This is a genomic window from Cognatazoarcus halotolerans, assembly GCF_009800965.1.
Lineage (GTDB): Bacteria > Pseudomonadota > Gammaproteobacteria > Burkholderiales > Rhodocyclaceae > Cognatazoarcus > Cognatazoarcus halotolerans.
Genome location: NZ_WUAF01000001.1, coordinates 89,942 through 102,454, shown reverse-complemented (window position 1 = coordinate 102,454; position 12,513 = coordinate 89,942). Strand labels below are relative to the sequence as shown.

Here is a 12,513-nt window from a genome sequence, read left to right as displayed (position 1 = left end):
GCCATGAACAACGCAGATCCGATCGTTCGCCCCGGCGCCAGCGCCGCGCACGAGTCCGCCCACCTGCACGTGGCCGGCGAGGCGACCTATGTCGACGACATCCCGGAGCTGGCCGGCACCTTGCATGCCGCGCTTGGCCTGTCGGCAAAGCCCCACGCACGCATCCGCAGCATCGATTTCGCTGCCGTGACCGCGATGCCGGGCGTGGTGGCGGTGCTCACCGCGGCGGATATTCCGGGCAGCAACGACTGCGGCCCGATCATCCACGACGATCCCATTCTTGCCGACGGTGAAGTGCATTACGTCGGCCAGCCGATGTTCGCGGTGGTTGCCACCAGCGTCGATGTCGCCCGCCGCGCCGCGCGCCGCGCGGTGGTTGACTACGAAGTGTTGCCGGCCGAGCTCGATCCACGCGCGGCCCGCGCGGCGGAATCCTTCGTGTTGCCGCCGATGCGCCGGGTCTGCGGCGAGCCTGCGCAAAAGCTGGCCGCGGCGCCGCATCGGCTGCAGGGCCAGTGGTCGGTGGGCGGTCAGGAGCAGTTCTACCTCGAGGGCCAGGTGTCCTACTGCGCGCCCCGCGAGGACGGCTGCCTGCAGCTGTGGTGCTCGACCCAGCACCCGACCGAAATGCAGCACGTGGTGGCCCACTGCCTCAACAAGGCATCGAACCAGGTTGTCGTCGAGATGCGTCGCATGGGCGGCGGCTTCGGCGGCAAGGAAAGCCAGTCCGCGCTGTTCGCCTGCGTGGCCTCGCTGGCCGCCTCGAAGCTCAAGCGCCCGGTCAAGCTGCGTCTCGATCGCGACGACGACATGATGATCACCGGCAAGCGCCACGATTTCTATTATGACTACGACGTCGGCTTTGACGACGAGGGCCGCATTCTCGCGGTGCGCGTCGAGATGATTGCCCGCGCCGGCTTCTCGGCGGATCTGTCGGGTCCGGTGGCCACTCGCGCGCTGTGCCATTTCGACAACGCCTACTTCCTCTCGGACGCGGACATCAGCGCCCTGTGCGCGCGCACCAACACCCAGTCGAACACCGCGTTTCGCGGTTTCGGTGGCCCGCAGGGCGCGATCGCCATCGAGTACATCCTCGACAGCATCGCCCGTCGGCTTGGCCTCGATGCGCTGGATGTGCGCAAGGCCAATTTCTACGGCAAGTCCGATCGCAACCTCACGCCCTACGGCCAGACGGTCGCCGACAACGTGATCCATGAGCTGGTGGCGGACCTCGAGCAGAGCAGCGACTACCGCGCCCGGCGCGAGGAGATACTGCGCTGGAACGCCGACAGCCCGATCATCAAGAAAGGGCTCGCGCTGACCCCGGTGAAGTTCGGCATCAGCTTCAACGTGGTGCATTTCAACCAGGCCGGGGCGCTGGTGCACATCTACACCGATGGCTCGATGCTGGTGAACCACGGTGGCGCCGAGATGGGTCAGGGCCTCAATACCAAGGTCGCGCAAGTGGTCGCGATGACGCTGGGCGTACCGCTGTCGCGGGTGCGGGCGACCGCGGCCGATACCTCCAAGGTGGCCAACACCTCGGCCACCGCGGCATCGACTGGCGCCGACCTGAACGGCAAGGCCGCCGAGGACGCGGCGCTGCAGATCCGTGCGCGGTTGGCGGCGCTGGCGGCCGCGCGATTTGGCGGCACAGCCGAGGCGGTGCGCTTTGCCGACGAGCAGGTCAGCGGCGAGGGATGGCAGATCGCCTTCGACGAGCTGGTCAAGCTGGCCTACGAGGCGCGCGTGCAGCTGTGGTCCGACGGTTTCTATGCGACGCCGGGGCTGCACTGGAATCGCGAGACCCTCACCGGCAGCCCGTTCTTCTACTTCGCCTACGGCGCCGCGGTGTCCGAAGTGGCGGTGGACACCCTGACCGGGGAATGGAAGCTGCTGCGCGCCGATCTGCTGCACGACGCGGGCAATTCGATCAATCCTGCGATCGACATCGGCCAGGTCGAAGGTGCCTACATCCAGGGCATGGGCTGGCTGACCACCGAGGAGCTGGTGTGGAACGACGTCGGGCGGCTGACGACCCATGCGCCTTCCACCTACAAGATCCCAGCGGTGGCCGATTGTCCGGCGGTGTTCAACACGCGCCTGTTCCACAACCCGAACCATGTCGACACCATCATGCGTTCCAAGGCGGTGGGTGAGCCGCCACTGCTGCTGCCCTTCTCGGTGTTCTTCGCGATCCGTGACGCGATCGCTGCGGTGGCGGAGGGCAATGTCGCGCCGCCGCTGCTCGCCCCAGCCACCGGCGAGGCCATCCTCAACGCGGTTGAGGCGGTGCGTGCCGCGCGGGCGCAGCCGTGAGCGCCGTCTGGCTTGACGAGCTCGTTGCCTGCCGTGCCCGCGGCGAGGCGGCGGTGATGGTTTCGGTGGCATCGGTACGTGGCTCGGCGCCGCGCGAGCCGGGCACGCGGATGATCGTCACCCCCGGGCGCGTGTTCGGCACGATTGGTGGTGGCCATCTCGAATACAAGGCGATCGCGATTGCCCGCGACCTGCTCGCGGCCGGCGAGCCGGCCGTGCTGAAGCGCTTTCCGCTCGGGGCAAGTCTTGGCCAGTGCTGTGGTGGCGTCGTCAATCTGCTCTTCGAGGCGGTGCCGCCCGATGCCGTATGGGTGAGCGAACTGGCCGGGCGGCTCGCCGGCGGCGAGCCCTGCGTGATGGTCACGGCGGCGCACGGCCCGGCTGGCTGCGGCACCGTTCTGGTCAGCGCGGCATCGGTGTCCGGCACGCTTGGCGATGCGGCACTCGATCGCCAGGTCGTCGAGCGGGCGCGCTCGATGCTGTCGGGGGCGCCGGCCGGGCTGGTCGAGTTTGCTACCGGTGAGACGACACGTTCGCTGCTGTTTCTGGCACCGCTCCAGCCCAGTGATTTTCATGTCGTGATTTTTGGCGCCGGTCATGTCGGCCGGGCGCTGGTCAATACCCTCGCCGCGCTGCCCTGCCGCATCGTCTGGGTGGACCCGCGCGAGGCGGAGTTTCCGGCCGGGCTGCCGGCCAACGTCGAAGCGGTGGTCAGCGAGTTCTGCGAGGACGAGGTGGATACCGCGCCCGCTGGCGCATGGTTCGTGGTGATGACGCACGATCACGCGCTCGACCAGCGGCTCGCCGAGCGGATCCTGCGTCGCGGCGATTTTTCTTGGTTCGGCCTGATCGGATCGCATACCAAGCGGCGCGCCTTCGAGCAGCGGCTGGGCGCGCGAGGCATCGATGCGGCGGCGCTGTCGCGCATGGAATGCCCGATAGGCGTGGCCGGAATCCGCGACAAGCACCCCGCCGCGATCGCGATTTCGGTCGCGGCACGGATATTGCGGCAGCGCGAGGCCGGGGCCAGCACTGCCCGGCCGGCGCTGCACGATGCGAGGGCGTGATCGATGTTTGCCGTCGCGCGTCGAGTGGAAACAGGTACTTGGGCAGCACCCAGCAAAAGGAGAACTAGATGACGAATCCGACTCCGCAGCCGCCTTCCGCCGCGCCACACGGCACGCCGAGGCTCACGCTGCGAGGCATCCGCAAGGTCTATCCGTCGGTGGTGGCCAACGACGGCATCGACCTCACGGTGCAGCCCGGCGAGATCCACGCGGTGCTCGGCGAGAACGGCGCCGGCAAATCCACCCTGATGAAGATCATCTACGGTGTCACCCGGCAGACCGAGGGCGAGATCGAGTGGGAAGGGAAAACGGTCGAGGTCGAGAGCCCGGCGCACGCGCGCAGCCTCGGCATCGGCATGGTGTTCCAGCACTTCTCGCTGTTCGAGACGCTCAACGTCACTCAGAACGTCGCCCTCGCGCTGCCCGGCAAACCCGATCTCAGGGCGCTGGCGAAGCAGATCGAGGAGGTTTCGCAGCGCTACGGCCTGCCGGTGGACCCGCGCAGGATGGTGCATGCGCTGTCGGTCGGCGAGCGCCAGCGCGTCGAGATCATCCGCTGCCTGTTGCAGAACCCGCGGCTGCTGATCATGGACGAACCAACCTCGGTGCTCACCCCGCAGGCGGTACGCAAGCTCTTCGAGACGCTGCGCCAGCTCGCCGCGGAAGGGTGCTCGATCCTCTACATCAGCCACAAGCTCGACGAGATCCAGGAGCTCTGTCACACCGCCACGGTGCTGCGCGCCGGCAAGGTTACCGGCAGCTGCACGCCCTCGCAGGAGACGCCGGCGTCGATGGCCCGGCTGATGATCGGCAAGGACTTGCCGGTGTGCGAGCACGGCGCCGCGTCGGCGGGCGGCGAGGTCCGCCTGCGCCTGGCGGGGCTGTCGCACGCGTCGGAAGATCCCTTCGGCACCGATCTGAAAGATATCCACCTCGATGTGCGCTCGGGCGAGATCGTCGGCATCGCCGGTGTCTCGGGCAACGGTCAGCAGGAGTTGCTGTACGCGATATCGGGTGAGGAGCCGCTCGCCGAGAAGTTTCCGGTGCAGATCTGCGGCATCGAGGCGGGACGCATGCCGCCCGACCAGCGTCGCAGCGCAGGCATGGGATTCGTGCCCGAGGAACGGCTCGGGCGCGGCGCCGTGCCGCGTATGTCGCTCGCCGAGAACGCGCTGCTCACCGCGCATACCGGCGCCGGCCTGCTGCGGAGCGGGCTGATCAATTTCGGTGCGATGGAGAAGTTCTCCACCGAATGCATCGCCGCCTACAACGTCAAATGCGGCGGTCCGGGTGCGGAGGCGAAGAGCCTGTCGGGCGGCAATCTGCAGAAATACATCATGGGACGGGAAATCATGCAGGCTCCGAAGGTGCTGGTCGTGGCGCAACCCACCTGGGGCGTCGACGTGGGCGCGGCGGCTTTCATCCGCCAGTCGCTGATCGAACTGCGCAATCGCGGTACCGCGATCCTGGTGATCTCCGAAGAGCTCGACGAACTGTTCGAGATCAGCGATCGCATCGCGGTGATCGCCAACGGGCGCCTGTCGCCCACCAAGCCGGCTGCCGAGACCAACGTCGAGGAGATCGGCGTGTGGATGAGCGGCATGTGGCCCGGTGCGGCCGGGGTCGAGGAGGTGAGCCATGCTGCTTAAGCTCGAAGCGCGGCCCGAGCCGTCAAAGCTCATGGCCTACCTGTCACCGCTGCTGGCGGTGGCGCTCACCCTTATTGGCGGGCTGATGGTGTTTTCCGCACTCGGAACCGATCCGCTGGAAGGCTTCCGGGTGTTCTTCCTCAATCCGGTCAAGGACACCTACGGCATCTCCGAGCTGCTGCTCAAGGCAACGCCGCTGATGCTCTGCGCGGTGGGGCTGGCGGTGGGCTTCCGCGCCAACGTGTGGAACATCGGCGCCGAGGGGCAGTACGTGATGGGGGCGGTGGCGGCGAGTGGCCTGGCGCTGTATTTCATCGACAGCGAGAGCGCCATGGTGCTGCCAGCGATGGTGCTGGCCGGGGCAATCGGCGGTGCCCTGTGGGCTGCGATCCCGGCCTTTCTGCGGACCCGCTTCAACGCCAACGAGATCCTCACTTCGCTGATGCTGGTCTATATCGCCCAGCTCGCGGTGTCGTGGCTGGCGCACGGGCCGTGGAAGGATCCTGAGGGATTCAACTTTCCGCAGACCAAGATGTTTGCCGATTCGGCGCTGCTGCCGATGCTGATCGAGGGGACCCGTCTGAACTTTGCCTTCGTCATCGCGCTGGGTCTTTTGACGGTGGGCTATGTCTTCATGCAGCGCAGCTTCCTGGGATTCCAGATGCGGGTTGCGGGTCAGGCCGATGCGGCGGCGCGCTACGCCGGGTTTTCCGCCACCCGCACGATCTGGATCGGCATGCTGGCGGGCGGCGCCACCGCGGGTATCGCGGGCATGGCGGAGGTTTCCGGGCCGATGGGCCAGCTTACCGAGCACGTGTCGAACAACTACGGCTTTGCCGCGATCATCGTGGCCTTCATCGGCCGTCTCAATCCGGTCGGCATCTTCTTCGGCAGCCTGCTGATGGCGCTGCTCTACCTCGGCGGGGAGCAGGCCCAGCAATACCTCAACCTGCCTTCGTCGATCTCCAAGGTGTTCCAGGGCATGCTGCTGTTCTTCCTGCTCGGCGCCGATGTTTTCATTCACTACCGCCTGCGCCTGAAGGGCGGCAAATAGGAGGGCGCGGACATGGAAGCGAATCTGATTACGTCGATGCTGTTCGCCACCGTGGTGGCGGGCACGCCGCTGGTGATCGTGGCGCTGGGCTTGCTGGTGAGCGAGAAGTCCGGGGTGCTCAACCTCGGAGCAGAAGGGATGATGGCGATGGGGGCGATCGCGGCTTTCGCGGTGACGCACGAAACGGGTAGTCCCTGGCTCGGGGTGCTGGCGGGCATGGGCGCAGGCATGGTGATGTCCTTTCTGTTCGGCATCCTGGTGCTCTCGCTGATGGCCAACCAGGTGGCCTCGGGGCTGGCGCTGTCGATCTTCGGCGTGGGGCTGTCGGCCTTCGTGGGCAAGCCCTTCGAGTCGGTGGCACTTGCGGCGGTGCCGCCCATCCGCCTGCCTTTCCTGGCGGACATCCCGGTGATCGGGCCGGCACTCTACAACCAGCAGGCGCTGGTGTACTTCTCGTGGGCGCTGATGTGGGCGGTGGTGTGGTTCCTCTATCGCAGCCGCGCCGGACTAGTGCTGCGCGCGGTCGGCGAGGCCCCGGCGTCGGCACATTCGATCGGCTACCCGGTGATCCGCATCCGCTACCTCGCGACGCTCTTCGGCGGTGCGATGGCCGGCATCGGTGGGGCTTTCCTGTCGGTGTTCTACACGCCGCTGTGGGTCGAGGGCATGGTTGCCGGCCGCGGCTGGATTGCGCTTGCACTTGTGGTGTTCGCCACCTGGCGACCGTTGCGGGTGATGGTCGGTGCCTATCTGTTTGGTGGCGTGATGATTGCGCAGCTGTTCGTGCAGGGCTCCGGGCTGGAGATCGACATGCCTTCGCAGGTGCTCTCTTCGCTGCCTTACTGGGCGACAATCGTGGTGCTGGTCATCATCTCGCGCAATGCAGCCACGATCAGGCTCAACGCGCCGGTGTCGCTGGGCCAGCCGTATCGCGCGGATACCTGATGTTTTGCCGGCGGCCGGAGGGTCAGGCCGCCACCCCGGGTTTCAGACATGGGCCGGCAGCACCGGCCAAAGATTGATGAACAGGAGGTAGTACTCATGACGTCCCGCAGAACCGTGATCAAGTCGCTCGCCGCCGCAGTCGGTGCAGCCGCAGTACCGGGTGCAATGCGCAGTGCCTTTGCCGCAGATCCGATGAAGATCGGCTATGTCTATGTAAGCCCGATCGGCGATGCCGGCTGGACCTACCAACACGACCTCGGTCGCAAGCAGATGGAATCGGCGCTGGCTGGCAAGGTCGTCACCAAGTACGTCGAGAACGTGGCCGAGGGCGCCGACGCGGAGCGGGTTATCCGCGAGTTCGCGGCCAGTGGCAACAAGCTCATCTTCGCCACCAGCTTCGGCTACATGAACTACATGGAGCGCGTCGCCCGGCAGTTTCCCAAGACGGTGTTCATGCATGCCACCGGCTACAAGATGGGCAAGAACATGGGCATCTACAACGCGCGCTTCTACGAAGGCCGTTACCTGTGCGGCGTGATCGCCGGCAAGATGACCAAGTCGAACGTACTGGGCTATGTGGCGGCCTTCCCGATTCCGGAAGTCCTGCAGGGCATCAATGCCTTCGTTCGCGGTGCGCGCAGTGTGAACCCCAAGGCGGAGGTGCGGGTTATCTGGGTGAATTCCTGGTACGACCCGGGCAAGGAGCGCGAGGCCAGCACCACGCTGCTGTCGCAGGGCGCTGACATCATCACCCACCACACCGATTCGACCGCGGTGGTGCAGACCGCCGAGGAGAAGGGCAAGTACGCCTTCGGCTATCACTCGGACATGTCGAAGTACGGTCCCAAGGCGCACTTGACAGCCACCACCCACCAGTGGGGCGATTTCTACACCCGCACCGCCCAGTCGGTGCTCGACGGTACCTGGAAGCCGGGCAGCGTGTGGGGCGGCTACAAGGAAGGCATGATCAAGCTCGCGCCGCTCAACCCGGTGATCCCCAAGGATGTGGTGGCGATGGTCACCGATCTCGAAGCCAAGCTCACCGCCGGCAGTTTCCACCCCTTCACAGGCCCGGTCGTGGACCAGGACGGCAAGGAGCGACTCGCTGCCGGCCAGGTGATGGCCGACGATGTGCTCGGCAAGATGGATTATTTCGTCGAAGGCGTCTCGTCGCGCCTGCCCAAGCACTGAGCTGGCGCCCGCCGAAGGCGGGCCGTTTTCCGGTCGCCGGAGCCTTCGTTCCGGCGGCTTCCCGATGACCCTGCCGCGCGCCGGGCGACGTGATGTAGCGCGTCGCATGCGCGGCACCTCCGCGTGGTCGGGCAGGCTGGTTTTCTCATCGGCATGCCCGGCACGGCCCGCGGGAGAATTCAATGACGCTTCAAGACACGCGCGGCGTGCGGGCGATCCGTGCCAGCATCCTGCATTTTCTGGCCGATCCCGCGCAGTGCGGTGAGGCGGCAACCGAGTATTTCGAAGACGGCGTGCTGCTGGTCGCCGATGGCAAGGTAGCCGCGATCGGGCCCGCCGAGGCGCTGTTGTCCGGTCTGCCCGAGGCGGTCGAGCTGATCGACCGGCGCGGCATGCTGTTGATGCCCGGGTTCATCGACACCCATATCCATTACCCGCAGACCGACATTATCGCCAGCCATGGCGCGCAGCTGCTCGACTGGCTCAACACCTACACCTTCCCCGCCGAACGCCGCTTCGAGGATGTGGCGGTGGCGCGCGAGGTCGCGGGCTTCTTCTGCGACGAACTGCTCCGCAACGGCACCACCACGGCGATGTGCTTCGCGACGGTGCATCCGCAGTCGGTCGATGCGATCTTCGAAGCCGCGGCCGAGCGCAACATGTGCATGCTCGCCGGCAAGGTCATGATGGACCGCAATGCGCCGGATTTCCTGACCGACACCGCGGAGTCGGGCTATGCCCAGAGCAAGGCGTTGATCGAGCGCTGGCACGGACAGGGGCGCGCGCTCTACGCCGTGACGCCGCGCTTCGCGCCGACCTCGACCGAACGGCAACTCGAGCTGGCCGGACGCCTGCTCGACGAACATCCCGGCGTGTACCTTCAGTCGCACGTCGCCGAGAACCGCGACGAGGTGGCCTGGGTGGCGGAGCTGTTTCCGTGGGCGCGCAGCTATCTCGATGTGTACGATCGCTTCGGCCTGCTGCGCCCGAACGCCATCTATGCGCACTGCATCCATCTCGACGTGGCCGACCGCGAGCGCATGGCGAAGAGCGGCACGGCGATGTCATTCTGCCCGACCTCGAATCTCTTCCTCGGGAGCGGCCTGTTCGATCTCGAGGCGGCCGCTGCCTTCGGGGTGCGTGTCGGTCTCGCCACCGATGTGGGCGGCGGCACCAGCTTCTCGATGCTGCAGACGCTCAACGAGGCCTACAAGGTGGCGCAGATGGCTGGGCAGAACCTGTCACCCTTCCAGGCCTTCTATCTCGCCACGCTGGGCAGCGCGCGTTCGCTTTACCTGGATCAGCGCCTTGGCAACCTCGAGCCCGGCCGCGACGCGGACTTCGTGCTGTTCGACCTTGCCGCGACGCCGCTGATGGCACGCCGCATGGAAAAGACCTCCACCCTCGCCGAGCGGCTGTTTGCGCTGATGATGCTCGGCGACGATCGGGCGGTGAGCGAGAGCCATGTTGCGGGCGTGTGCAGGTATGCGCGATGCCACGCCTAGGCGGAACAGGCGGCGTTCAGATGAGGTTCGAGCGCGGCGCGAAGGGTGTCCTCGGTGGCGCCCTGCCACCGTGCGTGCGCATCGGCGGCCACCACCAGAAAACATGCAACCAGGTGCGGGTCGAAATGGCGCCCCGCTTCGCGGGTGATGACCTCGAGCGCGTCTTCGAGCGATGCGGCGGACTTGTAGGGGCGTATCGAGGTGAGCGCATCGAATACGTCGGCGATCGCGAAAATCCGGGCGGCAAGCGGTATCTTTTCGCCGGAAACGCCCCGCGGGTATCCGCTGCCGTCGAATTTCTCGTGATGGAACTCGATCACTTCGCGTGCCTGGGCGAGCCAGCGGGATCGCTTCACCAGCTCCACGCCACGTCTGACGTGCTGGCGCATCTCCACCGTCTCCGATTCGGAAAGATGGCCGGGCTTGAGAAGGATCGCGTCGCGGATCGCGATCTTGCCGAGGTCGTGAAGAAAGGCGCCGGCAATCAGACCGGTCCGGGCCGATTGGGGCAGGCCGGCCTCGTCCGCGAGGCGCAGCGCGTAAAGCGTGACCCGATAGTTGTGGGCGTTGGATTCGGCATCGCGGGAGGCGATCATGTTGCCGACCATCTCCAGGACTTCGAGGTTTCCGGAGAGCGCGGTTGCGGACGGGCGGGACTGCCAGCGGCACAGCCCCACGGTCACCGGGTAAAGCAGCACCGCGGTGACGAGCACGGTCAGGACAACGAACATCGCTTCGCGGAGGAGTTCGTCGTGGATCCGCTTTTCGTCGGCCGGACTCATGAGGTAAACGCCTTCGAGCAGCCCCCAGGCCTTGCCGTCCCGAAGCAGCGGGAAGCTGACCCCGAGTGCCGAGAGGGGACCGATCTGCAGACGCTGGAAAGAGGGGTGCTCGAGATCGAAGGGCAGCGGTCGGGCCGGGGCGAAGCTTGCCAGCGACGGATCGGCGTCGCCCGATATCGATTGACCAAGCAGGGTTCGCGCAGGGTCGTATGCGCGGACGAGCAGGAAACGCCCTTGCGTCAGGAGTGCCAGGCCCTTGCCGAGCTGACCATTGGCTGCCGACGCTTCGAGCAGATGAACGCTCTCCACCTGGGCTTGGCGCAGCAGTTGTTCGTCGATGCGCGAGAGCCTGAAGAAGTAGGCCAGCGAACCCGCGACAATGGCAAGGAGCAGGCCCGCCAACAGGACTCCGGGAATGGCGCGGAAGTGAATCGAGCGCATCTGTATCGTGTTTCTTGTGGGGCGATCGATGCTGTTTACGGCCGATCGACACCGGGCTTGAGGGCGGAATGCGAATGGTTTCTATTGTTGGCCGGGGAGGTCTCGGATGAGTAGCGTGTTGGTTCGCAATGCCGAAGTGCTGGTGACCATGGACAGCGGGCGTCGGGAAATTGCCGATGGGGCGGTGCTGGTTCGCGACGGTGTGGTGGAGCAGGTCGGCTCTACGGTGGAGCTCGAGGCTTTGCTCGAGCGCTCGGGTAGGGTGCCGGAAAGGATCATCGACGCACGCGGCACGGTGGTGATGCCGGGCCTGGTCAACTGCCATCATCATCTCTACCAGACCCTTACCCGCAGCATCGGCACGTCGCGGGGACTGTCCTTGTTCGACTGGTTGAAGACGCTGTACATGGTATGGGGCCAGATGGACGCCGAGGCGGTGTACACGAGCGCCAAGGTCGGGCTGGCGGAGTTGCTGCTGTCCGGCGCAACGACCGTTGCGGACCACCTCTACCTCTTTCCCGGGGGCTCGACGCTGGACGACGAGATCGCAGCCGCACGGGAACTCGGCGTGCGCTTTCACCCGACCCGCGGTTCGATGAGCCTCGGCGAGAGCCAGGGCGGTCTGCCGCCCGACGCGGTATGCGACTCCGAGGCCAGCATCCTTGCCGACAGCCAACGGGTGATCGAGCGCTTCCACGATGCCGGGCGTCATTCGATGCTGCGCATCGGTCTCGCGCCATGCTCGCCGTTCAGCGTCACGCCGGAACTGATGAAGCGCTCCGCAGAACTCGCCCGCAGCCATCCACTGGTGAACCTCCATACCCACCTTGCCGAGACCATCGACGAGAACCGTTTCTGTCTGGAGCGCTTCGGCATGCGTCCGATCGAATACATGGAGAGCCTCGGCTGGCTCGGTGACGACGTGTGGTTTGCCCACATGGTGCACCCCGACGAGGCGGAGATTCACAAGCTGTCCTGTTCGCGCACCGGTGTGTGCCACTGTCCGAGCAGCAACATGATCCTCGCCTCCGGCATCGCGCCTGTACGGCGTATGGTGGATGCCGGCGTCAAGGTGGCGCTGGGGGTGGACGGTTCAGCCTCGAACGATGGCAATCACATGCTCGGCGAGGCACGTCAGGCGATGCTGCTGCAGCGCGTCGGCTGGCCGGGCTTCGAATCGCGGGCCGACCGCTTCTCGGCGCGGGAGGCGCTGGAGCTTGCGACCCTGGGCGGCGCGAAGGTCCTGCGCCGCGACGACATCGGCCATCTTGCGCCGGGCATGTCGGCCGATCTGGTGGCGTTCAGGGTCGACGACCTGGCCCATGCCGGGGGACTGGGCGATCCGGTGGCGTCACTGGTGACCTGCTCGCCCGGGCGGGTGTGGCTGTCGATGATCGACGGGCGCGTGGTTGTCGAGGAGGGGCAGCTCGTCGGAATGGAGCTGGGCCCGCTGATCGAGCGGCACAATCGCATCGCGCGGCACATGCTGGAAAAAGCGGGGCGGGCATGAGCCAAGCCTGGAGCGCGGGCAGGGTCCGATACCCGGACGGTGTTGCCGTC

General features: G+C 66.3%; 9 protein-coding genes. 8 read left to right on the top strand and 1 reads right to left on the bottom strand.

Annotation, left to right across the window (positions count from 1 at the left end):
- Nucleotides 1-3 precede the first annotated feature (3 nt).
- From xdhB to guaD, 7 genes are all read left to right on the top strand, one after another.
- Nucleotides 4-2,319, top strand: coding sequence for a xanthine dehydrogenase molybdopterin binding subunit (xdhB, locus tag GQB03_RS00575; protein WP_159682754.1), 2,316 nt, complete (start codon nt 4-6; stop codon nt 2,317-2,319).
- The gene (gene xdhC, locus GQB03_RS00570; protein WP_200832055.1) at nt 2,316-3,386 is read left to right on the top strand and encodes a xanthine dehydrogenase accessory protein XdhC; all 1,071 of its coding nucleotides are present in this window, start codon (nt 2,316-2,318) and stop codon (nt 3,384-3,386) included. Before xdhB ends, xdhC begins: the two co-directional genes overlap by 4 nt.
- Before the next feature lie 68 nt (nt 3,387-3,454).
- On the top strand, nt 3,455-5,035 hold the full coding sequence (locus tag GQB03_RS00565; protein WP_159682751.1) for an ABC transporter ATP-binding protein: 1,581 nt from the start codon (nt 3,455-3,457) through the stop codon (nt 5,033-5,035).
- On the top strand, nt 5,028-6,089 hold the full coding sequence (locus tag GQB03_RS00560; RefSeq protein ID WP_159684003.1) for an ABC transporter permease: 1,062 nt from the start codon (nt 5,028-5,030) through the stop codon (nt 6,087-6,089). The genes GQB03_RS00565 and GQB03_RS00560 overlap by 8 nt, the downstream gene beginning before the upstream one ends.
- A gap of 12 nt (nt 6,090-6,101) precedes the next feature.
- Nucleotides 6,102-7,034: an ABC transporter permease gene (locus GQB03_RS00555; protein ID WP_159682748.1), complete on the top strand. Its 933-nt coding sequence runs from the start codon at nt 6,102-6,104 to the stop codon at nt 7,032-7,034.
- Nucleotides 7,035-7,130: 96 nt separating this feature from the next.
- Nucleotides 7,131-8,225, top strand: a complete 1,095-nt coding sequence (locus GQB03_RS00550; protein ID WP_159682746.1) for a BMP family ABC transporter substrate-binding protein — start codon at nt 7,131-7,133, stop codon at nt 8,223-8,225.
- Nucleotides 8,226-8,407: 182 nt separating this feature from the next.
- A complete protein-coding gene (guaD, locus tag GQB03_RS00545) occupies nt 8,408-9,730 on the top strand; it encodes a guanine deaminase (RefSeq protein ID WP_159682743.1) in 1,323 nt (440 codons plus the stop codon).
- Here guaD and GQB03_RS00540 read toward each other — a convergent pair.
- A complete protein-coding gene (locus GQB03_RS00540) occupies nt 9,727-10,953 on the bottom strand; it encodes an HD-GYP domain-containing protein (RefSeq protein ID WP_159682740.1) in 1,227 nt (408 codons plus the stop codon). The two genes, guaD and GQB03_RS00540, sit on opposite strands and share 4 nt — an antisense overlap.
- Before the next feature lie 106 nt (nt 10,954-11,059).
- On the opposite strand from GQB03_RS00540, the gene GQB03_RS00535 reads away from it, so the two are divergent.
- Entirely contained in the window at nt 11,060-12,463 is a 1,404-nt protein-coding gene (locus tag GQB03_RS00535; RefSeq protein ID WP_159682737.1) for an 8-oxoguanine deaminase, read from the top strand.
- The last annotated feature ends 50 nt before the right edge of the window (nt 12,464-12,513 follow it).

Excerpts from the sequence above, each read along its gene's own strand:
- xdhB (WP_159682754.1), top strand. The coding sequence starts at position 4 with ATGAACAACGCAGATCCGATCGTTCGCCCCGGCGCCAGCGCCGCGCAC.
- GQB03_RS00565 (WP_159682751.1), top strand. The coding sequence starts at position 3,455 with ATGACGAATCCGACTCCGCAGCCGCCTTCCGCCGCGCCACACGGCACG.
- GQB03_RS00555 (WP_159682748.1), top strand. The coding sequence starts at position 6,102 with ATGGAAGCGAATCTGATTACGTCGATGCTGTTCGCCACCGTGGTGGCG.
- GQB03_RS00550 (WP_159682746.1), top strand. The coding sequence starts at position 7,131 with ATGACGTCCCGCAGAACCGTGATCAAGTCGCTCGCCGCCGCAGTCGGT.
- guaD (WP_159682743.1), top strand. The coding sequence starts at position 8,408 with ATGACGCTTCAAGACACGCGCGGCGTGCGGGCGATCCGTGCCAGCATC.
- GQB03_RS00540 (WP_159682740.1), bottom strand. The coding sequence starts at position 10,953 with ATGCGCTCGATTCACTTCCGCGCCATTCCCGGAGTCCTGTTGGCGGGC.
- GQB03_RS00535 (WP_159682737.1), top strand. The coding sequence starts at position 11,060 with ATGAGTAGCGTGTTGGTTCGCAATGCCGAAGTGCTGGTGACCATGGAC.